20 protein-coding genes are annotated in these 22,194 nt (G+C 56.5%); 6 read left to right on the top strand and 14 right to left on the bottom strand.

From position 1 onward, the window contains the following. Positions 1-23 precede the first annotated feature (23 nt). From ACMWKA_RS11740 to ACMWKA_RS11730, 3 genes are all read left to right on the top strand, one after another. Positions 24-764, top strand: a complete 741-nt coding sequence (locus ACMWKA_RS11740; RefSeq protein ID WP_414760249.1) for a 5'-nucleotidase, lipoprotein e(P4) family — start codon at positions 24-26, stop codon at positions 762-764. A gap of 141 nt (positions 765-905) precedes the next feature. Continuing rightward, positions 906-1,892 (top strand): MBL fold metallo-hydrolase, encoded by a 987-nt coding sequence (locus tag ACMWKA_RS11735; RefSeq protein ID WP_029883308.1) that lies wholly within the window; start codon positions 906-908, stop codon positions 1,890-1,892. A gap of 15 nt (positions 1,893-1,907) precedes the next feature. Beyond that, positions 1,908-2,819: a LysR family transcriptional regulator gene (locus tag ACMWKA_RS11730; protein ID WP_013096566.1), complete on the top strand. Its 912-nt coding sequence runs from the start codon at positions 1,908-1,910 to the stop codon at positions 2,817-2,819. Here the strand turns inward: ACMWKA_RS11730 and ACMWKA_RS11725 are convergent. After that, positions 2,810-3,694, bottom strand: coding sequence for a LysR substrate-binding domain-containing protein (locus tag ACMWKA_RS11725; protein ID WP_414760248.1), 885 nt, complete (start codon positions 3,692-3,694; stop codon positions 2,810-2,812). The genes ACMWKA_RS11730 and ACMWKA_RS11725 overlap by 10 nt on opposite strands. A gap of 115 nt (positions 3,695-3,809) precedes the next feature. Here ACMWKA_RS11725 and ACMWKA_RS11720 point away from each other — a divergent pair, with 115 nt between their 5' ends. The 3 genes from ACMWKA_RS11720 to ACMWKA_RS11710 all read left to right on the top strand — a co-directional run bounded on the left by ACMWKA_RS11720 (position 3,810) and on the right by ACMWKA_RS11710 (position 7,011). Further along, positions 3,810-5,297, top strand: coding sequence for a UbiD family decarboxylase (locus ACMWKA_RS11720; RefSeq protein WP_414760247.1), 1,488 nt, complete (start codon positions 3,810-3,812; stop codon positions 5,295-5,297). Between the two features lie 126 nt (positions 5,298-5,423). Further along, complete coding sequence (locus ACMWKA_RS11715) at positions 5,424-5,711, top strand: VF530 family DNA-binding protein (RefSeq protein WP_414760246.1); 288 nt, start codon at positions 5,424-5,426, stop codon at positions 5,709-5,711. A 7-nt stretch (positions 5,712-5,718) separates the two neighbouring features. Continuing rightward, the gene (locus tag ACMWKA_RS11710) at positions 5,719-7,011 is read left to right on the top strand and encodes a glycoside hydrolase family 10 protein (protein WP_414760245.1); all 1,293 of its coding nucleotides are present in this window, start codon (positions 5,719-5,721) and stop codon (positions 7,009-7,011) included. Between the two features lie 39 nt (positions 7,012-7,050). On the opposite strand, the gene dsbG is transcribed toward ACMWKA_RS11710, so the two are convergent. The 13 genes from dsbG to ACMWKA_RS11645 form a co-directional block, all read right to left on the bottom strand. Further along, complete coding sequence (gene dsbG, locus ACMWKA_RS11705; protein ID WP_250181487.1) at positions 7,051-7,809, bottom strand: thiol:disulfide interchange protein DsbG; 759 nt, start codon at positions 7,807-7,809, stop codon at positions 7,051-7,053. A 42-nt stretch (positions 7,810-7,851) separates the two neighbouring features. Continuing rightward, entirely contained in the window at positions 7,852-8,463 is a 612-nt protein-coding gene (locus ACMWKA_RS11700) for a DsbA family protein (protein ID WP_029883313.1), read from the bottom strand. Between the two features lie 7 nt (positions 8,464-8,470). Beyond that, positions 8,471-10,501: a protein-disulfide reductase DsbD family protein gene (locus ACMWKA_RS11695; protein ID WP_414760244.1), complete on the bottom strand. Its 2,031-nt coding sequence runs from the start codon at positions 10,499-10,501 to the stop codon at positions 8,471-8,473. 47 nt (positions 10,502-10,548) lie between these two features. Further along, positions 10,549-10,920 carry a hypothetical protein gene (locus ACMWKA_RS11690; protein WP_013096558.1) on the bottom strand — a complete coding sequence of 124 codons (372 nt, stop codon included), beginning with the start codon at positions 10,918-10,920 and terminating at the stop codon, positions 10,549-10,551. Between the two features lie 90 nt (positions 10,921-11,010). Continuing rightward, positions 11,011-11,577 (bottom strand): RNA polymerase sigma factor, encoded by a 567-nt coding sequence (locus ACMWKA_RS11685; RefSeq protein ID WP_284958657.1) that lies wholly within the window; start codon positions 11,575-11,577, stop codon positions 11,011-11,013. A 5-nt stretch (positions 11,578-11,582) separates the two neighbouring features. Then, positions 11,583-12,002: a hypothetical protein gene (locus ACMWKA_RS11680; RefSeq protein ID WP_013096556.1), complete on the bottom strand. Its 420-nt coding sequence runs from the start codon at positions 12,000-12,002 to the stop codon at positions 11,583-11,585. 761 nt (positions 12,003-12,763) lie between these two features. Next, a complete protein-coding gene (locus ACMWKA_RS11675) occupies positions 12,764-14,314 on the bottom strand; it encodes a methyl-accepting chemotaxis protein (RefSeq protein WP_023619630.1) in 1,551 nt (516 codons plus the stop codon). Positions 14,315-14,411: 97 nt separating this feature from the next. Further along, positions 14,412-15,428, bottom strand: a complete 1,017-nt coding sequence (locus tag ACMWKA_RS11670) for a LacI family DNA-binding transcriptional regulator (protein WP_020688679.1) — start codon at positions 15,426-15,428, stop codon at positions 14,412-14,414. Positions 15,429-15,456: 28 nt separating this feature from the next. After that, positions 15,457-16,863, bottom strand: a complete 1,407-nt coding sequence (locus ACMWKA_RS11665; protein ID WP_414760243.1) for a sucrose-6-phosphate hydrolase — start codon at positions 16,861-16,863, stop codon at positions 15,457-15,459. Next, positions 16,863-18,233, bottom strand: coding sequence for a sucrose-specific PTS transporter subunit IIBC (locus ACMWKA_RS11660; protein ID WP_029883319.1), 1,371 nt, complete (start codon positions 18,231-18,233; stop codon positions 16,863-16,865). Before ACMWKA_RS11660 ends, ACMWKA_RS11665 begins: the two co-directional genes overlap by 1 nt. A gap of 67 nt (positions 18,234-18,300) precedes the next feature. Then, positions 18,301-19,818, bottom strand: coding sequence for a carbohydrate porin (locus ACMWKA_RS11655; RefSeq protein ID WP_414760242.1), 1,518 nt, complete (start codon positions 19,816-19,818; stop codon positions 18,301-18,303). Positions 19,819-19,987: 169 nt separating this feature from the next. Continuing rightward, entirely contained in the window at positions 19,988-20,881 is an 894-nt protein-coding gene (locus tag ACMWKA_RS11650) for an aminoimidazole riboside kinase (RefSeq protein ID WP_058650749.1), read from the bottom strand. Between the two features lie 88 nt (positions 20,882-20,969). After that, complete coding sequence (locus ACMWKA_RS11645) at positions 20,970-22,181, bottom strand: diguanylate phosphodiesterase (RefSeq protein WP_176472713.1); 1,212 nt, start codon at positions 22,179-22,181, stop codon at positions 20,970-20,972. Positions 22,182-22,194: the final 13 nt, after the last annotated feature.

Genomic DNA, 22,194 nt, shown 5'->3' with positions numbered 1-22,194 from the left:
ACAAGGGTGTTAAGGAAACAATAATGAATTCAATAGCTAAGGCATTACTGGTGGCAGTACCGATGTTGAGCGCAACCGCTACCGCGGCAAATAATGAACTGTGTGAACCAAAAGCCTACGAAATGGCGCTGCGCTACCAGCAGAAGTCAGCTGAAATCATGGCGCTTCAGCTGCAGACGTACCGTTTTGCCACCGGCCGTTTTGACGAGAAAGTGAAAGATCTGAAAACGCCAGAAAATTACGCGGTGGTCATGGATCTGGATGAAACCGTGCTCGACAACACCCCGCTGCTGGTGCGCGACATGGAACAGTGCCATGACTACACCCAATGGGATACCTGGAGCGACTGGGAAAAACAGGGAAAACCCGGCCTGATCCCCGGCGCGAAGGCGTTTCTTGAGCATGTGAATCAAAGCAAGGTGCGTATCTACTACGTCTCTGACCGCATGCAGGAAAATAAAGCAGATACCATCAACACGTTAAAATCCCTTGGCCTGCCGCAGGTCTCGGGCGACAGCGTGCTTCTGGATACGGTGAGTAAAGAAGAGCGCCGCCAGAGCATCCTTAAAAAGCAACAGATCATTATGTTGTTTGGCGACAGCCTGCCGGATTTCGCCGTGCAGTTTAAAAACAAAAAACCGAGTGAGCAGCAGCGCGAGCTGGTTGAGGCAAGCGCAGAGCATTTTGGCAATGACTGGATTGTGCTGCCTAATGCCGCTTATGGCTCATGGTCAAAAGCCACGCCGGATAGCTGGAAGCCGTAACAATCTGCCCGCCGGGCACGGTATTGCCGTTGCCCGGCCACCCACTGAGCTATCCATCCCATTTATAGGTCCTATCACTTTTGAGCGGGTTCTTAAATTTTGATGCATAAGTAAGATGAGGACTTTCTAAAGGAGATCATCATGCTTACTGTCAAGAAACTTGCCCTCTCTACGCTCATCACCAGTTCACTGCTCTTCTACCCTGCGCTGCACTCCCTGGCAGAGACGCCTCAGCACGTGGTGAAACAACCGGCGGGCGGTTACAGCGTTCAGGTGGGCGACGTACTGGTTACGTCGTTTACGGACGGCAGCGTCGCGCAGGATCTGCACACGCTATTGCGCCGGACCACAGAGCAAAAAACCGATGCGTTACTGGCGAAAAATTTCCAGGCGAACCCGGTTGAGGTCTCCATTAACGCCTTTCTGATTGCGCTGCCGGGACACAAAATTCTGGTCGATACCGGTTCCGGCCAGCTTTTTGGTCCGGGCAACGGCGGGCGTTTAATCGAGAGCCTGGCAACGCAGGGGATCAAACCGCAGGACATCACGGAAATCTTACTGACGCACGCGCATTCCGATCATTCCGGTGGCCTGATAAAGGACGGTAAGGCGGTATTTACCAACGCCCGCGTGTTCGTGGGGAAACCGGATATCGACTTTTTCTTCAATGAAGAGAATCAAAAAAAAACCGGTTACGATCAGAACTACTTTGACGTGGCACAGAAGACCTTAAAACCGTATCTTGATGCCGGCAAAGTGGTGCCGTTTACCGGTACATCAGCGCTGCTGCCGGGTATTACCGGAACGGTTCACCCCGGGCATACACCGGGCTCGGCCTTCTATACGCTGGAAAGTAAAGGCGAGAAAATTACCTTCGTGGGCGACATTATCCACGTCGCTGCGGTACAGTTCCCGCAGCCTGATGTGACCATCGCCTACGATGAAGATCAGGACGGAGCAGCCCGTGTGCGCAAGCAGGCCTTTGACGACTTTGTCAAAAACAGAGATCTGGTTGCCGCGCCACACCTGCCGTTCCCCGGTATCGGTTATGTCACCAAAGGCGAACGCGCGGGCTATGCCTGGGTTCCGGTTACCTATACCAACCGGGACGCCAGCACAGCTAAATAAACAACGGAAAACAACATGACGCCATTTTCAGACCTGGATATTGACCTGATATTGACGTTGGATGCACTGCTCACCGACCGGAATATCACGCACGCCGCCGCACGTCTGGGGGTCAGCCAGCCCGCGCTGTCAGCCCGTCTTTCGCGCCTGCGTGCCATTTTTGGCGAGCCGTTGTTTATCCCTTCCCCACATGGACGTGGGGTGTTGCCCACACCCCGAGCCGAGGCGCTGAGGCCTCAGGTCGCGGCCGTTCTGCGTGGCATCAGCGCGATGCTTGCCCCTACCGGGTTTAACCCCCGCGAGAGCAATCGCACGTTCGTCATTGCCCTGCATGAAAACCCGGCCCTGATGCTTGGGGCTGAACTGCTGAATCACATCAGACGTGAAGCGCCGGGGATCCGCCTGCGTTTCGCCCTGCCGGAGTGGGTGAACCTGCCCCAGCAGCTGGAAAGTGGCGACGTTGATATTTACATTGGCGTGAGTGCGGGCGCGCACGATGGCTGGGTCAGACGCAAACTGTTTGAAGACGCATTTGCCACCGCCCAGCGCAAAGGACATCCTCGCGGCACGGGGCCACTGGATCTGGCGCAGTATTGCGCCCTCTCTCATCTGGTGGTCTCCTCCCAGGGCGATCCATTTACCGGCTTTGTCGACCAGACGCTGGCCGGGCTGGGATATCAGCGCAACGTGGTGATGTCCACGCAAAGCTATGCCATGGCACCGCCTCTGGTGGCGGGGACTGACCTGATTTGCACCTTACCGGGACGCATGTTGCAGCAGTTCGCCACCACGCTGGATATTTTCCCGCCCCCGCTGCCACTCCAGCCGATCGCCATCAGCATGTTCTGGCATCCTAAAAACAGTCAGGACACGGCGAACGCCTGGCTGCGCGAACAACTGCTGCTGGCCGCCGGGCGTCAACCCTGAGCAACGGTGGTGAGGAATTTTTTTAAGACTTCAGAACGAATGATTCGGTGACAAACCAGCGTCAGCTCGCTCTCCCTGAGCCGATCAATAATGTCGACGTAAACCACATTCCCGACGTTCACCGCCCTTGCTGAGGCGGGCAAGAGCGCAATACCAAATCCCGCCGCGACAAGGCTGATGACGGTGGGCACGTCGGTGGCATTCTGCACCACCTCCGGCTGGAAACCCGCACCGTTACAGGCGTCATAGAAATATTGTTCCAGCCCCATGCCTTGCGGATCGCGCAGCGAGATCCACTTTTCGTCCTTCACGGATGAAAGTGTCAGTGCGGATGACGTGGCCAGGGGGTGTTGGCGAGGCAGCGCCAGCACCGTTTTCTCTGAGGTAAAGGGGCGAGATTGCAGATCGTCAGGTAACGCAGGCAGCGGAGCCCGGATAATCGCCACGTCCAGCTGGTTGGTCTGCACGGTTTCGTAAAGCGTCTGCACGTTCCCGGTCATCAGCGAAATGGCAATTGCGGGCCAGTTCTCGTGCAGCTGGCGCAGCGTTGCAGGCAGCTTATCGTCAAACATCGCACTCGATACACATCCCAGATTCAACACCCCCTGTTCGCCACGGGCGGTTTGTCTGGCGTCCAGCACGGCCTGCTCGGTCATCGCAATTGCAAGCCGGGCTTTGACCAGAAACGCGTCACCGGCAGGCGTCAGGGTTAAGCGACGATGTGCCCGGCTAAACAGTGTGACGCCCAGACGCGCCTCCAGCGCTTTAATCTGCTGGCTCAGCGCAGGTTGCGCCATGTTCAGACGCTCCGCGGCGCGGTGCATATGGAGCTCTTCGGCTACCACCAGAAAATTACGCATCAGACGAAATTGCATGATGAAGTCCCGCGAAAATTGATAATAAAATGCTTATCAAAATAGCATCAATGATGCAATTGATGATATCTGTCGTTCGCCCAACAATGGAGGTCAGCCATTAAGGGAGAAAAACATGCAAAACCCCATTAACGATCTCAGAAGCGCCATCGCGTTGCTGCAACGCCATCCAGGTCACTATATCGAAACCGATCACCCGGTAGATCCCAATGCTGAACTGGCGGGCGTCTACCGCCATATCGGCGCGGGCGGTACCGTAAAACGCCCCACTCGCACGGGCCCGGCCATGATGTTCAATAGCGTGAAGGGCTACCCCGGCTCCCGCATCCTGGTAGGTATGCACGCCAGCCGGGAAAGAGCGGCGCTTCTGCTGGGTTGTAAACCCTCGAAGCTGGCGCAGCACGTTGGTCAGGCGGTGAAAAACCCGGTTGCACCGGTGGTGGTTCCGGCCTCGCAGGCACCGTGCCAGGAGCAGGTCTTTTACGCCGACGATCCGGACTTTGACCTGCGTAAGCTGCTTCCGGCCCCGACCAACACGCCGATTGATGCAGGCCCGTTCTTCTGTCTGGGGCTGGTACTGGCAAGCGATCCGGAAGATACCTCGCTGACCGATGTGACCATTCACCGTCTCTGTGTGCAGGAGCGAGATGAACTCTCTATGTTCCTTGCCGCCGGTCGCCATATCGAAGTCTTTCGCAAGAAGGCCGAAGCGGCGGGCAAACCGCTGCCGGTAACCATCAATATGGGACTTGACCCGGCTATCTACATTGGGGCCTGTTTCGAAGCGCCAACCACGCCATTCGGTTACAACGAGCTTGGCGTCGCCGGGGCATTACGCCAGCAACCGGTGGAGCTGGTACAGGGCGTGGCGGTAAAAGAGAAAGCGATCGCGCGGGCGGAAATCATCATCGAGGGCGAACTGCTTCCCGGCGTGCGCGTAAGAGAAGATCAGCACACCAACACCGGCCACGCCATGCCGGAGTTCCCGGGCTACTGCGGCGAGGCGAATCCGTCTCTGCCGGTGATCAAAGTGAAAGCCGTGACGATGCGAAACCACGCGATCCTGCAGACGCTGGTGGGCCCGGGCGAAGAGCACACCACGCTTGCCGGTTTGCCGACCGAGGCCAGCATTCGCAACGCGGTCGAAGAGGCCATTCCCGGCTTTTTGCAAAATGTCTATGCCCACACCGCCGGAGGCGGTAAATTTCTCGGCATTTTACAGGTGAAAAAACGCCAGCCGTCAGACGAAGGACGTCAGGGCCAGGCGGCACTTATCGCCCTGGCCACCTATTCCGAGCTGAAAAACATTATCCTCGTGGATGAAGACGTGGATATCTTCGACAGCGACGACATCCTGTGGGCAATGACCACTCGCATGCAGGGCGATGTGAGCATTACCACGCTTCCGGGGATCCGCGGCCACCAGCTGGATCCGTCGCAGTCACCGGACTACAGCACCTCGATCCGTGGAAACGGCATTTCCTGCAAGACTATCTTTGACTGCACGGTGCCGTGGGCGCTGAAGGCGCGGTTTGAACGGGCGCCGTTCATGGAGGTTGATCCCACACCGTGGGCGCCGGAGCTGTTCAGCGATAAAAAATAGACCGTCGTCGCCGTTTCTTCGCCCCACCGGGTGAAGAAACGCAAGCTTAAATTGCCGCTTCCCCTGCTTTCTTGTACCCTTTCAGCGTTTACCCCAATCCCCTGAAAATCGAGACACCGGACGCCTATGACTGCACATATTTCCAAAGATCCTTTGCATGGCGTTACGCTGGAGATGATGGTCAACGCCCTGGTGGCGCGATATGGCTGGCGCGAGTTGGGCGGTCGAATCAAAATTAACTGTTTCAGAAATGACCCAAGCGTGAAGTCGAGCCTGAAATTCCTGCGCCGTACCCCCTGGGCACGCGCGGAGGTCGAGGCCCTGTATCTTGATTCCCTCAATGATAACGGGACCGCTGAACGCGAGGCGCCCGCCTTTAACCCCTGGGCCAATAGTCGGATAACCAAGAGCTAATACGCAAATGATGCGACATGTAAAACGGACTGGTGCGCTGCTTAGCTGCGCGCTTTTACTTGTTAGTTGCTCCTCAAAACCCCCAAAGTCGCTGGTCACACCGCTCCCGCCCCCAGGCAAACCGACGCAGCAGGCAAACGAGCCGATGCGTGGGATCTGGCTGGCGACTGTCTCCCGCCTCGACTGGCCGCCGGTCGCGTCGGTGAATGGCCGCAGTGCTGACCAGCGTATTGCGATGCAAAAACAGGCGCTGATCGACAAACTCGACAATCTGAAACGCCTGGGAATTAACACGGTGTTTTTCCAGGTGAAACCGGACAGCACGGCGCTCTGGTCGTCCAAAATCCTGCCGTGGTCAGATATGCTTACCGGCAATATTGGCGAGTATCCGGGCTACGATCCGTTGCAGTTTATGCTCGATGAAGCCCACAAGCGTGGGATGAAAGTTCACGCCTGGTTCAACCCCTATCGCGTTTCAACCAATACCAAACCGTCAACCATCGCCGCGCTGAACCGCACCTCATACCAACAACCGTCCAGCGTCTATGTGCAGCACCCTGAGTGGGTTCGCATCGCAGGCGATCGGTTTGTGCTCGACCCGGGCATCCCGGAGGTGCGTGACTGGATAACCCGGGTGGTGACCGAGGTGGTGGCGAACTACCCGATAGACGGCGTGCAGTTTGATGACTACTTTTATGCCGAATCGCCCCGCTCAACGCTGAATGATGCGCAGACCTACAGACAATACGGCCAGGGGTTTAGCTCCAAAGCCGACTGGCGTCGCCACAATACGCAGCAGCTGATTGTGCAGGTCTCTCGGGCGATCAAACAGACAAAACCGCAGGTTGAATTTGGCGTCAGCCCGGCGGGTGTCTGGCGTAACCGCTCCTTTGACCCGGCAGGATCCGACACCCGTGGCGCGGCGGCGTATGATGAATCCTACGCTGACACCCGTCAGTGGGTGCAACAGGGGCTGCTGGACTACATTGCCCCGCAAATCTACTGGCCTTTCTCCCGGGATGCGGCGCGCTATGACGTGCTGACCAAATGGTGGGCCGACGTAGTGAAACCGACCCATACCCGTCTGTACATCGGCATTGCGTTCTATAAAGTGGGCGAGCCGTCGAGAAATGAGCCGGACTGGACGATTCAGGGCGGCGTGCCGGAGCTGAAAAAACAGCTCGATCTCAACGACTCCCTGCCGAACGTGAATGGCACGATCCTGTTCCGCGAAGATTACCTCAACCAGCCGCAGACGCAGCAGGCGGTAAACTACCTGAAAGGACGCTGGGGAAGCTAAGTACAGTCAGGCAGAAACGCCCTGTTTCTGCCTGTTTTTTTACGGCTTCGGCCCGAACATCGCCTCAAGCTGCTTCGCGTCCGGCATACCGACAACCTGCTGGAGCTCATTCTGGTCATTGAGATAATAAATGGCCGGTGTGGCATTCGCCCCCAGACTGTCCATTAACGCCTGGTGTTTTTGCAGTATCGCCACGGTTTCACGCGAGGCGGTGCCTTCCGGTTTAGGCAGTTTTTTACCGCCGGACAGTTCGTACTCCTTCCACGCCGTAACCGGATCTTTTGCATTCAGGATCGCAGATGCGTTACGGCCGCTGTTTGGGTTGAGAAACGCCACCAGCAGCGTATTGAGCTGCACCTTACCCGCCTTCACCCACGGCTGTGCTTCTGACCAGAATGCCTTGCAGTACGGGCAGAACGGGTCGGCGAAGACAAAGACTTTGCGTGGCGCGTTATCCGCCCCCTCTTTCAGGGGGTGCGCAGCGTTCAGTTGTTTCCACATTTCGCGTCCCATCGGGGCGTAGATCTCTTTCTGGAAAATACCCTCGCTGAGGTTTTTACCCTTCTCATCATAGAGATAACCCGAAATAACGTGCTTTCCGTCAGGCGTGAGAAAGAGCGTCACCCCCATGTCCTGATATTGTCCCAGCCAGGCGGGTGCGCCACCGGGCACGTCGATCTTCTTGAGGATCGTAATCTCCTGCTGCTCGCTAAAGGTCTTCACGACATCAGGTATAGCATCCGCAGCCTGCGCCAGCCCTGACGCGGTCAGCAGCGAAAGTAACAGTAATTTTTTCATGTCCCTCTCCGGTTTGTTCGGGGGCCTGAGGCCCCCTTCAGGTTAGCGGTTTTTCAGTGCATCGGTGACCATTTCATCAAACTGTTCGAAAGGCACCCAGCCGGGTAACAGCCCTTCGCCAATCAGCGTGGCCGGTGTACCCTGAATGCCCAGTTTTTCGGCGATGATCAGGCTGCGTTTTACCGTGACCAGGCTCGTATCATCCGGCGTTGCAACATTCACGCCCGCGCGCTTTTGCGCCTCCTGAATGCTGGCGTCATCGTGATACCCTTTTTTCGCCATCAGGGTTTCGTTGAACTTCATAAACTGCTCAGGGTGTGAACGCCAGACGGTTAACGCGTCGCGCGCGGCGGTTAGCGAGCTTTCCGAACGGAACGGCAAAAACTTAAACACCACGGCCACCTGCGGATGTTTCTCAACGATCTTCTCCAGATACGGATCGAATTTTTTGCAGTATGGACAGTTGTAGTCAGTAAACACCACCAGCGTCAGCGTTGGATTTTTGGCACCGATACGCGGCGAATCCGGGTCGTTAAACAGAAAATCGTAGACCAGCTTCTGAGCGCGTTGCTCCTGATCCGGGGTGATCGGGTCCGCCGCCATCACCTGGGCTGACGCGAAAAACAGCAGAAACGTAATAAGGATTTTTTTCATAACAGCGTTAGCCTTTTGCTTTGTTCAGGGTGGTCATCAGGGTGCGTTTGTCCAGCAATGGCGAGAGGATGTCGCCCTCCGGCGTTCCAGGGCCATACACCTGGTTAAACGGGATGGCGTAGCGATTACGTGATTTCAGAAACGCCGCAATCGTCTCTGATGGCTGGCTCCAGTCTCCGCGTAGCGCCACCACATCCGGCTGGCGCAGCGCGGCGATAACCTCCGGCTGATTCAGCACCCGGTGCTCATTCACCTTGCAGGTGACACACCAGTCCGCCGAGATATCCACAAACACACGTTTCCCTTGCGCAAGCGCATCGCTGATTGCCTCTTCACTGAGCGGCTGCCACGGGATCGTCTGTTCGCTATTCTCAGCCGTGATTACCGGCGTTGCGTTCACTATCCCGCGCAGCTGATAGCCCCCGAACACGGCCAGCGCAATCACCACCACCCAGAACAGCGGCGATGATGTCTGACCGCGAAGGGCATAGACCACAATGGCGACCACAATCAGAAGCAGCATGAGGATGTGGCTGAACATCTCGCCCAGATGCAGACTCAGCAACGTCACCAGCCACAGGCTGGAGGCCAGCATCATCCCCCCCAGAATCACCTTCAGGGTATTCATCCAGCGGCCAGGTTTTGGCAGCAACAAGGCGGTTTTGGGGATCAGCGCCACGAATAGCCACGGCAAGCTCATGCCCACCCCGAGCATCAGGAAGATAAGCCACAGGGAATGCAGCGGTGCGCCCAGCGCAAAGGCCACGGCCGTACCGAGGAACGGCGCAGAGCACGGCGTGGCAAGCAGCGTGGCAAACACGCCTTCGCAGAAGCTGCCCGTCAGTCCGGTTCCGCCCGTTGTGGCGAGCCGTCCGGTGGCGGCGGAAGGCAGAAACAGCTCAAACGCACCAAACAGGTTCAGCGCGAAGAGAAAGGTCACGGCAACCATCAGCCCAATAAACCACGGGTTCTGGAACTGGATGCCCCAGCCCAGCGACGCGCCGGTGAGTTTCAGAATAGTCACCATCGTGGCCAGCAGCATAAAGGAGGTCAGAATACCCGCACTGGTCGCCAGGAAACGCAGCCGGATTTTCCGCGTGTCCGTACCCGCCTGCAGGACGCTGCTGAGCTTCATGCCCATTACCGGCAATACGCAGGGCATCAGGTTCAGGATCAGCCCGCCCAGCAGAGCAAAGGCCAGCATTTTGACTGTTCCCGCTGGCGCACTCTGCACCGCGTCTGCGGGGGCTGCGCCAACGGTCAGTTGCGTTTGCTGGGCTTTATCGCCGTTGGTGACGACAAACGACAGCGTTTTCCCCGCAAGCGTCGCGGGTTTATCGCCCCACTCATCGGTGACCGGAACCGCGACCTGAAGCCGGTTTCCGGTGTGCTTAATCACCGGTTCGCCGGGCAGAATGTCACCCTCCAGCGGGTCAAAATAGATCCCGGGATTGACCCATTCGCCTTCCGTCGTGCCCGTCATCATCAGCTTGCCGTCTGATAACCAGGCGCTGAAGTCTGACGACACGCCTGACGCACCGGGTACTGAACGCATCGCGTCTTCAAATGCCGTACGAAAGCCCGCCTCCGCTGGCGCGCGGAAATCCAGATGCAGCTTGTAGTCCGTCAACAGACAGACGTTGCTGCAGGTTGAGAGCGTAAGCGTGGCGTCGAGCACATCCGCGTCCGTCCCGGCGATTGTAATGGGGATCGTAACGCTATCGTGGTAGCCCTGGGTCGTCAGGCCCGAGATATCAAAGCGGGAAGGAACCGGCCAGTACCAGGTATCCTTAACGCCCTGTGGCCAGCTGATTTTCGGGGCCACGCCGCCCTCGCCCGGCGAACGCCAGTAGGTTTTCCAGCCGGGCTGCAGCTCCACGCTGAGCAGGCCGATGATGCGGTCGTGATCCCGCTCAGCCTGAAAGCGGATGCGGGCGTGATCGTTTTGCGGTGACACCAGCCAGCCCGTATCTGCCGCATGAGCAATACCCATGCAGGACAGCCACAGGAGGACGAGTCCCCTGAAAAGGTTAACCATGTTTTACTCCGTGAATAGTGAAAATTATCGTGTGGTAACGATGCTTTTCATTCACGGAAAACGCAGTTTTTGAGGTGTATTCGGGGAGGCGGTGCCTGGACAGGCTGCTCCCTGGAGAGAAATGTGCGCCGTTGGGTAAACAACTGCAGCAGAGCGAAGAAGATAATAATCGCCGGTAGCGCACCGTCAAAAAACAGCGGCTGGGCGCAAAGCAAAGACTGTGCGCCAAGTTGACACGGCGACGGGCCGGGCTGTTCAGCTTCCTGACCCGGGGCGTCAGCCATCATGAGCGTTTGCACCTGAGGATCCAGCCCCTGTAAAAAATGGTTGAGATAAACCGCACGCTGAACCAGGCAAATTGCCATTGCCAGACACGTGATTATCAGAAGCCATTTACCGAGAAGCTGACGGTTGCGCATAACGTTCCAAAATAACAAGACGCCCCGATCATAAACGATAGTGATGAATCTACAAGTCCCGACAGTGTAAGGTTTTGTCTGCCGGGAACATTATCCCCCTGTCAGCGCGTCATACACATCCCGCAATCGCGTGCGCAGGAACAACACGGCCTTATGCTTACGCGATAATAATGCCTGCTCGCTAACCCCGGTTTCCCCGGCCAGCAATTTGATGCTGTAGCCCTGTAGCTCCGTCTTCTCAAAGACCTCGCGCTGCGCTGCGGGCAGTTCAGCCAGCGCCTGCCCCAGCTCTTCCCACAGCAGCGTTTTGAGGTACTCCTCTTCCGGGGTATGCGGAACGCCGAACAGGGTTTCAGCGATCTCATCTTCCGGAAAATCGTCATCCTCCTCGCCTGTGAAACTGAAATAACCGGAGAGCGATACTTCACGCTTTTTCCGCGCCCGGTCGGTCATCTCATTTCGCGCCGCGCGAAACAGCCACGCGGCAACGTTTTCGACCGGCTGTTCCACCTTCATCAGCTGATACGTGATCTCCTGCAAAATATCGTCGGCGTCGTCACGTACCGGCGTTCTTCCGCTAATAAAGGCTCTCAGCCGGGCGCGGCAGGCATTAACCGCCGACATCAGCAAGGATCCGCCCGCCTCCCCGGTTTTCATCTCGCTCACTCTGCGTCCGGCGCTTTTGGCGCGTTGTCTTCACGCTTGTCATCACGGTGGCCGTGCCAGCCACAGTGCCCGCGACCATGGCGACCAAATCCTTCCCGGCGCTGCTGCATGAACGCTTCACGCTGTTCGGGCGTCATGTTCATCCAGCGTTCGTGCATCCGGCGGTGCGCACCAAACATACCCGGACGGAAACCCAGACCACCAAACAGGATCCGGCTCAATATCAAAATGCCCAGCGCCTGCCAGAAGCCAATGGCTTTCACGCCGAGGATCGCCGGGAGTAAGGCGTTCCACAGGGACATCACCAGCAGACCGAGCACGATAAAAATGACCGCGCCGATGACTAAGCCCTTGCCCATACGGTGGCGACCGAATCCGCGCCCGTGACCTCTGCCGTGCATATCAAACTCTCTCATGGTGTTGACCTCGTTTACAGTAACTGATTATGGCTTGTGATGAGGTAGACGGATGAGGAACAAAAATATTGCTAAAAATTTTTAAAAACATCGTAGTCAATGTGGTTTACGCTTTTCGCGACTGACGAACGGAAACAGCATAAAAATTAAAACCCGTAATAATGCCGTTCTGTTCGCGCTTTTAAATCAGGTTATTTATTCAGCAGGTTTGATATTGATGCTTTTTAAATGCCCTACTCCTGTTGTTGAGACTATTCCTATAATCATCCAAAAAACCTTCTATTTAACAATACTCTAAAGCGAGGCTTAATTAACTATTTTTAGTTAAAAGTTTGTAATCATTACATCTCTGTCTATTATTCATAGCGTCATACCCTGCAGCAGGAAATAGAAACAGACACATTAAAAAGGAGCAATCCGGTAATGATAGGCAGACTGACGAATTATATCCTCTGGTACCACACTGTCTGGGTGTTTATATTTTTATTAGTGGTCGGCGTGGCTGCTGGCGTATTTTTTAATGCCATACTGCATTTTCATGGGGATGACGCATTCCTGACAGGATTAATTTTCTTTTTATTCCCGGCGCTACTGGTATGCCTTCGGCTACATCGGCTATCAGCGAAACATCGCCAAAGATAATGCCCGTCGCACCGGTTGTTGAATCAAAACACCTGGCAAAATTATGCTGAAACCAACTACTTAGCCGCGTTTATTGCCGGGTGGCGCTACGCTTACCCGGCTTACAATCCACAATAATATCAAGCCTGCACTGGCAAACTAAAACTCGAAATACTCCGCGTGAGCTGCTGGGCCTGCTCTTCCAGCGACGCGGCCGCCGCGGCGGACTGTTGCACCAGCGCGGCGTTCTGTTGGGTCACGCCATCCATCTCCGTCACTGCCTGCCCGACCTGACTAATCCCGCGACTCTGCTCTTCAGAGGCCACAGAGATCTGCTCCATCAGCGTGTTCACTTTATTGACGGAACTGATAATCGAGTCAATCACCTCCCCTGAGCGCCCCACCAGTTCGGCACCGTTTTTGACGCTGGAAACCGACTGGGCAATCAGGCTTTCGATGTCCTTGGCCGCCACCGCGCTTTTCTGCGCCAGCGTGCGAACTTCGCTGGCTACCACGGCGAAACCACGCCCCTGGGTACCGGCGCGCGCCGCTTCTACCGCCGCGTTGAGCGCCAGAATGTTGGTCTGGAAAGCGATGCTGTTGATCACGCTGGTGATGTCCTCGATGCGCTTCGAGTTTGCGGCGATGGTATTCATCGTTTCAATCACTTCACGCGTGACGGCCTCCCCGGTGTGGGCATTTTTCACCGCGTCCTGCACCAGTTTTCCGGCCTGATAGACGTTATCGGTGTTATTGGCGACGGTCGCGCTCAGTTCTTCCATGCTGGCTGCCGTCTGGGTTAGCGCAGAAGCCTGCTGTTCGGTGCGCGAAGCCAGGTCGATATTCCCGGAGGCAATCTCCTGTGCGGCATGGGTCACGGTATGACTCGCGTCACGCACCTGGGCGATGGTTGCCAGCAGCGCCTGGCGCATCTGCTCCATAGAGCCCATCAGGTGATCAATTTCATTGCCGGAATTCCCCTTCACCGGCACCGGAATATCCAGTTTGCCTGCGGCAATCTGGCTGCAATGTTCACGTGCCAGATTAACCGGTGCCAGAACAAGGCGTTTCATCAGCAGGCTGACGGCGACGATCACCAGCACAAACAGCAGTGCGATAGCGGCGATAATCGCCAGGCCAGAAACAAAGTTGCTGCTCGCATCTTCGTTCAGGCTTTTGGCATAGGCCTGGTGTACGGCCAGAACCTGGTCGAGGACAATCTCATACTGACGATCGAGGCGCGAGACTTCCGGTATCAGGGCGTTGAATTTGGCAATATCGTGCGCGGCGGCAGCATCAATGAGCGGTGCCAGCCCCTGGTTACGGTAATTCTGCCAGGCATCCTGATAAGCGCTTACCAGCGGCGCTTCATCCGTCAGACGGGGAGACGCCATAAAGGCAGCAAAGGCGCGATCGGCTTTGGTCAGTGCCTCTTTTACTGCGGCGAGTTTCGCAGATTCATCCGCTGATGCGCCCGCCTCTACCATCTTCACATACTCCATCACCCGAACGCGTAGCGTGCGGCTATGGTTGATGGGATCAATAATTGACAGCACCACCTGGATCTCTTTGTTCACGTTATCCAGGGAGTTATTACTTTTGATGATGAGGCCAACGCTGGTGAGGGTGCTGGCGATAAAGAAGAAAAGCAGCGAGAAAAAGACAATCAGGGATGATTTTTTTAACGACATGAACCGATACCTCAAAGAAAATTATTCCTTATGGTTATCGGCTAAACCAAAACTTAAATTAATTAAAGTTATTGATGTATCCCGTCGTCCGGCAGGGCTATTCTGCCGCTTTATAGCGCCGCTGCAGGGTGGCATCCAGTTTCCGCTGCACGGGCTCTGGCGTTTCACCGTCGATCAATTTCCCAATCAGATCAAAGCAGTGCCATGCAAGCTGACGGTTATCCTGGCGCACGGTATCCACCGGGATCGTGAGCGAATCGTAAAGATAGTGATCGTCAAAGCTGGCTAACCTGATGTCACTTTGCAACAGATTGTGCTGCCCCATATAGCGCAGCACCCCTTCCAGCAGGCCGCAGGCGGCGGTGAACAGGGCTTTTGGCGGACGCCCCAGGCGAGCACAGAGTTCGGCGAACATCTCGTAACCGGAACTCGGGTGATAATTTCCGTGAATGATCCACTCCGGGCGCAGCGTAACGTTCGCGTCGCGCAGACCCTGTTTAAACCCTTCAAGGCGGTCGCGCGTGGGGGAAAGCCGTGGCTGCCCACCGAGGAAGTAAAACTCATCGGGGTGCTGGCGGGCAATGTCGGCCACCAGTTTGGCTGTCGGGGTAATGGAATCGGTGATCACCAACGGCAGCGAGCTGTCATTCATGTGGCGGTCAAAGAGCACCACAGGCAGCTGTTCACTCAGTTTCTGGTAATCCGCATCGTTGAGCATGCTGGAGGCAACAATCAGCCCGTCGACCTGACGCGCCACCATGTTGTTGACCACCACGGTCTCCTGCCCCGGGTTTTCATCGCTACAGGAGATGAGCAGCTGAACGCCCGCCTCGCGGCACAACGTCTCCAGTTCGTGAGAAAACACGGCAAACCCGTAGTTGGTGATCTCCGGGACCACCAGACCAATGGTGTGGCTGCGGTTATCGCGCAGCGAGCGGGCGTGAATGCTGGGCTGGTAGTGATGCTCTTTTGCAATGGCCAGCACGCGCTCACGGGTCTCTTCCGCCACGCGAAGCTCTTTGCTGCGTCCGTTCAGTACCAGGCTGGCGGTGGCTTTTGACACCCCCGCCAGCTCCGCGATGTCTTTAATGGTGACGCGTTTTGTTTTTCTCACAACGACTTAGATCCGGCTGCCAAAACCGCTATTCTACCATGCAGCCGCGCAGCGACCAGTAGCGTAATGTGATGTCGGACGCACCTTCGAATCGCACACGGGCCGGTTGGTCAGGAAAATAGCGACTGCTCATCACCCCTTCGCCGTGGTTGATGAAAATTTCGACGCTGGAGCGGTCGCACAGAACGCGCAGATGGTGAACCTCACCCAGCCAGTAGCGGGTTAACGTCTCACCCGTTTGCAGGCTGGCACGTTCCAGACGCAGGCCATTGCCATCGACCGTGAGGTGCAGCGCACCGGCAAAATCCAGTTTCGCGCAGGCAGCGCTCAGCTCGAACTCAAGGCGCGAGGCATCAAGCTCCGGCGCATCGCAGGCGTTGCCCTGCCAGTGCAGTTCCTCTTCACGCAGCATTTCCAGCTCACGCACCGGAGTCTGCCAGAGCTTGCCGTCGCGGTAGCGCAGCTCTCGCGGACAGGTCATCTGATGGATCCAGCCCTGTGCCCGGGTGGGCTGCAGCATCTCTTCCCCGTCAGGCACGCCCATCCAGCCAATCAGGATCCGCCGGCCATCTTCCGCCAGTGTCGTTTGCGGGGCATAGAATTCAAAACCGGCATCCAGTTCGTGTAACCCACCGTGCTCAAATGCGCCGCGCTGATAGTCAAACACCCCGCTCATCCAGGCTGCCGGATAGGTGTTGAGATAACGATGCGGCTCACGTGCCAGCCCCTGCGGGCAGCAGATCAGAACGTGCGTCCCGTCGAGGGCAAACAGGTCCGGGCACTCCCACATGTATCCCGCATCCGTGAGTCCGTTGACGCCGTGACCGGCAATTTCTCCGCACGATTCCCACGTGTGCAAATCGGCAGACCTGAACAGCAGCACTTTGCCCCGCTTGTGCACATCCTGCGCGCCCAGCACCATGTACCACTGCCCGTCGTGCTGCCACACTTTCGGGTCGCGCACGTGGCCGGTGTAGCCATCCGGCAGCGCCAGCACCGGCCCCAGTTTTTTAAAGGTCCCGTCCGGTTGTTCCACCGCCAGGCACTGCCAGGCGGTGCGGCTGCCGTCATCGAACTTAACGTTGCCGGTATAGCACAGCGTCAGCATCCCGTTGTTGTCCACGGCGCTGCCGGAATAGCAACCGCTGCGGTCGTACTCTTCATCTGGCATCAGCGCCATCGGCTCGTGCTGCCAGTGCAGCAGATCGTGCGAACTCCAGTGCCCCCAGCATTTATAGCGGTGATCGCAGTCCAGCGGGTTCCACTGATAAAACAGATGGTAGCGCCCGGCAAACCAGATAAAACCGTTCGGATCGTTCATCAGCCCCGTCACCGGTGCCGGATGCCACTGCGGGTAGTGGCGGTCGGCACGCGCGCGCGGTTGGCCTTTCATCACGGCCTGCAGCACGGCAGGCCAGCGGGAAGGTAATGTCATTATTCAGAGTCCGTTTTATATTTCAGCAGCAGCGAGACGGTAAACGCTACGCCAAAGGCAATCACCATGCCGATAATATAGTTGAGCAGCGAACTGGCCTGCACGATGGCCATCCCCGGCAGCGCCGTCAGCCCTACCGCCGTCATGTAGACATGCACCGACACCACCCATGCGCCGCCCACCGCACCGCCAATCAGCGCGGCCACAAACGGTTTCACGAAACGCAGGTTGATACCAAAGATTGCGGCTTCGGTAATGCCGAGCATGGCTGAGAACGCCGACGGTAAGGTAATGGCTTTGATTTTTGCGTCTTTGGTTTTAAACCACACCGCCAGGCACGCACCACCCTGCGCCACGTTCGCCATGGCCCAGATGGGCAGCAGGAAATTAACGCCAATCGACGGATTCCCCAACAGCCCGGCTTCAATCGCGTGGAAGCTGTGGTGAATGCCGGTAATAACAATCACCGAATAGAGCCCGCCGAACAGCAAACCGGCCAGCCAGCCCGCGTGGGTAATCAGCGTGCTCAGAATAAAGGAGATGCCATCGCCTAACGCGCGTCCCGCCGGGCCGATAATCAGCAGCGCGATAAAACCGGAGAGAATGACGGTCAGGAACGGCGTCAGGATCAGGTCTAACGCATCCGGGATGACCTTGCGCAGGTTTTTCTCCACAATGCTCATAAACCAGACGGCCAGCAGCACCGGGAACACCGTTCCCTGATAGCCAATCATGGCAATCTCAAGGCCGAAAAAGTTCATGGTGTGGAAGCCGGACGCCACGCCCCAGGCGTTGGTCAGCGCCGGGTGGGTCAGAATGCCACCTAGCGTGGCGCCTAAATAGGGATTACCGCCAAACTCACGCGCGGCGGTAAAACCAATCAGGATCGGTAAAATAATAAACGCCGCCGAGCTGCACATATCCAGCATGATGTAGATGGCGTTATCGGCATTCACCCAGCCGTAGGTTTTCACCATTCCGAGCAGGCCCATCAGCAAACCGGACGCAACAATGGCGGGAATGATCGGTACGAAAATATTGGAAAGCAGGCGGGCAATGCGCTGGAACGGGTTGAGCTTACGCGCCGCGAGATCTGCCGCTTCTGACTTGCTGGATTCACCAATCCCTGCCGCCTGAATAAAAGCCGCGTAAACCTTATTCACCACGCCGGTGCCAAAAATCACCTGCATCTGGCCCGCGTTACGAAAACAGCCTTTCACCCCCTCGACCTTGCCGATGGCCTGCTGGTCAGCAAGCGCATCGTCGACCAGCACCAGACGAAGGCGCGTTGCGCAGTGCGCGGCACTGGCGATGTTCTCTTTGCCACCGAGCAGCGGAATGAGCGCACGGGAAATATTATCAAAATCCATAGTTACCTCTGCCTGACTTCATTTTTATGATGTTTGATACGCTCCCGCCTGGCGGGAGCGTGAAGGGTTAAAACCAGGTTTCCATCTGGACCCCAAAGTTCCATTCCCCGCCAGCGTTAAAGCCGCTGCTGCCAAAGGCGTCATCGCTGGCGTAGTTATCCAGTTTGCTGCTCCAGTCCATCCAGGTGGCAAACAGGCGCAGTTCAGGACGGCTGAAGAAATCGCCAATTTTGCCCGCCTTTAAGGTCGGTGCGAAGGTCAGCTTGTAGAAGCTGCCGTTAACGGCGTTGCGATCTTTGTAGCCTTCCGGGTTCAAATCCATGTACTGATAGCTGCCCTCAAACGCCAGGGCGAAATTCTGCGTAACCTCTTTGATAAGGCGGGTATTGAGCGTAACCCACTCGTAGCTGTCGCCTTTGACGTAGCGGTCTTTACTGCTCTGGGCCAGTACAGCAGGCGCGATATGCCAGCCACCGCCGAGTGGCGTGACACCGTAACTTGCGAAGCGCCAGGTATCGGCTTCTGACAGCAGCGCGCCATCAGAGCCGATGCTTTTAACTTCTGCCCCCAGGCCGTGACCATACAGCAGCGCCGTTTTCGCTGAGCCTTCTCGCAGGCCGTAGAAGCTGTCATTGTGCAGACCCACCAGGGCATGCACGCCGGAGTTCGCCGCATCGGTTTTAATCAGATCGCCATTGCTGTCCTTGCGTTCGTCGTTATCCTTCGCCCGCAGGCCGCTCACCATGAGCTGGAATGGCCCGGCAAAGTGATTCATGCTGAGGATATAGTTCTGAACGTTGTTGTCGATCTGCTCTTCGCTGCCGAAGTTGCGCCCGTAAATCGAGAAGTTGCTGCGCAGCGTATCATTCCACTTCACGTCATAGACACCGCCGCCGGTACCGGCGAGGAACACGACGTCAGAATCCAGCCAGTGAATATCAAAGTTATCGCGGTCAAAGCGTTTACCGGCCCAGAAGGTACTCCCTTTCAGCGCGCCAGTGAAATCAGGCAGATTGCCCAGCTCGGCAAAGGCCTGACGAATGTTAAGATCGCTGGTATCGGCTGACCAGTCGTTATAGGTCTTCTGCCCGTCGGCTAACATGGCCTTAAAGCGCGTGGTCGCCCCACTCTCCAGCGTCTGTTTGTGTTCCACATTTAGCTCAACGTAGGTATCCGCTTCGTTACCCAGACGACCGACCGCGCCCCCGGTTTCCCCGGCAGGCGTCAGATACGGACCGCTTTTGCTGCTGGACGCCGCATCATTCATCAGCAGGCCTGAGCGGGCATAACCGTGAAATTCAAAACCACTGCTCTGATCGGCTTTCTTTTCCAGCACCGTGGTACGCTGGGCCACCTCCTGGGTGGTGGTCTGCGTCTGCTGCTGGGCGGCAACCAGCTGCTGCGTTTTTTGTTCTGCTGCCGTCGCGCGTTTCTCCGCATTCTGGGCGCGCATTTCCGCATCCTGAAGACGCTGTTCCAGCGCCGCCAGGCGCGATTCAATGCTTGTCATATCGGTCTGGGCAAAAACAGAGGTACTACCGGCCAGCATGCCAATCATCACGGCAAGTCTGCGTTTTTTATACATTTTGTCGCATCCCTAAAAAAAGTGTTTTGATAATGCTAAATTGCTAAACCGGTTTAGGCTGCTGATACTAAACCCGTGAATTTTGGATCGGCAATACTTTTTGCTAAACCGTTTTAGTAAGTGTGATCGAGGCGACAATTCAGGCCGCCGGTCGGCGGCCAGGAAGGAATTACAGGTTGTGACGGTACGGCAGCGCGGTCATTGCCCCTTTGGCCGTCGTGGCCAGTGCACCACAGCGCTGGGCCAGTGCAAGGGTTGTTGCCAGATCCTGGCCTGACGAGGCCAGGCCGAACAGCAACCCTGCGACGAACGCATCGCCTGCGCCGGTGGTATCAACACACGCTACCGGTGTGGCCGGATAGTGTGTCGTGATGCCCTCATGCCAGGCCATTACCCCCTCTTTACCCAGCGTCACCAGCACCAGTCGGGCCGGACAATGGCGCATCAGCGCCGCCAGACCGGTTTCGATATGGGATTCGCCGGTCAAAAACGTCAGCTCTTCAACGGAGAGCTTCACCACGTCCGCGCGCTGTAGCGCCAGTTCGAGGCAACGGCGAAGATCGCCCTCATCCTGCCAGAGGTCGGGGCGAATGTTGGGGTCGAAGCTGACAAAACCACCGGCTTTTTTAATTGCATCCATCGCCTGAAAAGTGGCAGAGCGACTCGGCTCCGCGCTGAGCGCAATGGAGCAGACGTGCAGCCACTCTTTGGCCCTGAAAGGCGGCAGATCGGTGGAATCGAGAAACAGATCGGCGCTCGGCCGAACCATAAACGTAAACGAGCGTTCGCCCTGTTCGTCCAGATCAACCACCACCGTTGAGGTGCGGTGAGCCGGATCGAGGCGCATCCACTGCACATCAACCTGCTCATCCGCCAGCGTTTTCTGCATAAAGCGGCCAAACGGATCGTCGCCAACCCTGCCAATAAAGGCACTTTTTCCGCCCAGTCGGGCGATGCCGACCGCCACATTTGCCGGTGCTCCGCCGGGACATTGCAGCAATTTACCGTCCCCCTCTGGCAGTAAATCCACCACTGCATCACCGAGTACCCAGATTTTATCCATGTCATCCCCGCAGCTAAACTATGTTAAACCGTTTTAGCTATTTAAACACAGGCTGACCAAAGGGGAAATAATCAGGAAGCAAAAAGCGTTATCGTACCAGGTGTGGCCAGTGAATATCGCCCACCCCGTTAAGCTGCGGCCGGGCAAACAGAAACCCCTGGAAACGGCGAATACCGGCGGATTCCAGCCAGCACCACTCCTCCAGCTTCTCAATGCCTTCCGCCACCAGCGTGATCTCAAGGTCGGTGCAGCAGCTCACTATCGATCGGACAATCGCCTGTTTTGGGCCGCTGAGATGAATATTGCTGACTATTTCCCGATCGATCTTGATTTTATCCGGCTGGAAGCGGGTAAGCAGCGAAAGCCCCGCATACCCGGAGCCGAAATCATCGATCGCCAGGCCAATACCTTCACCCCGAAGCTGTTTGATCGCGCTGTTGAACTTGTTAAAGCCGGAAATCATCTCGTTTTCAGTTACTTCTATGACCACCTGCTCCGGCTGAAGCCCGTGTTGTCTGATTTGCTCCACCAGAAACTCGACCGCTCCGGGCACCTTGACCAGCGACATGGGAAGCAAATTCACCGCAATTTTATGGCTGCCGATACCCAGTTTCTCCGCAAGCGCAAAGGCATACGCTTTGGTTTGCAGATCCACTTCGTAGAGCTTGTCCTGATCGAGCGTTTTGAAGAAATGTTCCGGGCTCCCGCCATCGTTGCCACGAATAAGCGCTTCAAGTGAACTGATTTTCCCTTCCGAGGGCTCAACTATCGGCTGCAGCGCAAACTGACAGATTTGACCGGCAATCAACCCCATGGCCTCACCGAAGGGCGCTTTTTCACATGCGAGCGTCCATTTTCCCGCATCTACCGGGCTCCTCGTCTGGCCGGTATGTTTCCCGGTGATAAAGGTCTGAATGAATTTGAACACCCGATCATCGGATATGAGATAGCTTTCCAGCTGGCTGTAATGCAAAACCGACTCAAGCACCTCTTTTGGGGACTGGACCTGCAGGTCAAACAGCAGCATGCCGACATTGTCAAACCGTCTGCGGGGGCCGTAGTCCCGCATCAGTTCGACGACGCCACTGTGGCGCTCATCATCGCGAATTTTGTGGAACAGCTTCACGACGCTCTCTTCCGCGCCCTCAATGATTTGCAGGACGTCACAGCCGTTCGAGAGCAGGACACCCGTGATGTTCAGTTTGGCATTGCGGCTTCGTGCTCGTTCTACCAGCGCGCTTAATTCTGCGGACCGGCAGGATAAATGTAACTGGCTTCGATAAATCAGCGTGGTGAGCACAGGAATGGGTTCC

This window comes from Enterobacter sp. 03-F-07-AD-ECC, assembly GCF_047530935.1.
Taxonomy (GTDB): Bacteria; Pseudomonadota; Gammaproteobacteria; order Enterobacterales; family Enterobacteriaceae; genus Enterobacter; species Enterobacter cloacae.
This window is presented reverse-complemented; position numbering and strand designations above follow the sequence as displayed.

Bases quoted from the DNA above. Each gene is read 5' to 3' on its own strand.
- ACMWKA_RS11710 (WP_414760245.1), top strand. From the start codon at position 5,719: ATGATGCGACATGTAAAACGGACTGGTGCGCTGCTTAGCTGCGCGCTT.
- ACMWKA_RS11690 (WP_013096558.1), bottom strand. From the start codon at position 10,920: ATGCGCAACCGTCAGCTTCTCGGTAAATGGCTTCTGATAATCACGTGT.
- ACMWKA_RS11700 (WP_029883313.1), bottom strand. From the start codon at position 8,463: ATGAAAAAAATCCTTATTACGTTTCTGCTGTTTTTCGCGTCAGCCCAG.
- ACMWKA_RS11655 (WP_414760242.1), bottom strand. From the start codon at position 19,818: ATGTATAAAAAACGCAGACTTGCCGTGATGATTGGCATGCTGGCCGGT.
- ACMWKA_RS11650 (WP_058650749.1), bottom strand. From the start codon at position 20,881: ATGGATAAAATCTGGGTACTCGGTGATGCAGTGGTGGATTTACTGCCA.
- ACMWKA_RS11740 (WP_414760249.1), top strand. From the start codon at position 24: ATGAATTCAATAGCTAAGGCATTACTGGTGGCAGTACCGATGTTGAGC.
- ACMWKA_RS11730 (WP_013096566.1), top strand. From the start codon at position 1,908: ATGACGCCATTTTCAGACCTGGATATTGACCTGATATTGACGTTGGAT.
- dsbG (WP_250181487.1), bottom strand. From the start codon at position 7,809: ATGAAAAAATTACTGTTACTTTCGCTGCTGACCGCGTCAGGGCTGGCG.
- ACMWKA_RS11720 (WP_414760247.1), top strand. From the start codon at position 3,810: ATGCAAAACCCCATTAACGATCTCAGAAGCGCCATCGCGTTGCTGCAA.
- ACMWKA_RS11680 (WP_013096556.1), bottom strand. From the start codon at position 12,002: ATGAGAGAGTTTGATATGCACGGCAGAGGTCACGGGCGCGGATTCGGT.
- ACMWKA_RS11715 (WP_414760246.1), top strand. From the start codon at position 5,424: ATGACTGCACATATTTCCAAAGATCCTTTGCATGGCGTTACGCTGGAG.
- ACMWKA_RS11695 (WP_414760244.1), bottom strand. From the start codon at position 10,501: ATGGTTAACCTTTTCAGGGGACTCGTCCTCCTGTGGCTGTCCTGCATG.
- ACMWKA_RS11725 (WP_414760248.1), bottom strand. From the start codon at position 3,694: ATGCAATTTCGTCTGATGCGTAATTTTCTGGTGGTAGCCGAAGAGCTC.
- ACMWKA_RS11735 (WP_029883308.1), top strand. From the start codon at position 906: ATGCTTACTGTCAAGAAACTTGCCCTCTCTACGCTCATCACCAGTTCA.
- ACMWKA_RS11675 (WP_023619630.1), bottom strand. From the start codon at position 14,314: ATGTCGTTAAAAAAATCATCCCTGATTGTCTTTTTCTCGCTGCTTTTC.
- ACMWKA_RS11665 (WP_414760243.1), bottom strand. From the start codon at position 16,863: ATGACATTACCTTCCCGCTGGCCTGCCGTGCTGCAGGCCGTGATGAAA.
- ACMWKA_RS11660 (WP_029883319.1), bottom strand. From the start codon at position 18,233: ATGGATTTTGATAATATTTCCCGTGCGCTCATTCCGCTGCTCGGTGGC.
- ACMWKA_RS11685 (WP_284958657.1), bottom strand. From the start codon at position 11,577: ATGAAAACCGGGGAGGCGGGCGGATCCTTGCTGATGTCGGCGGTTAAT.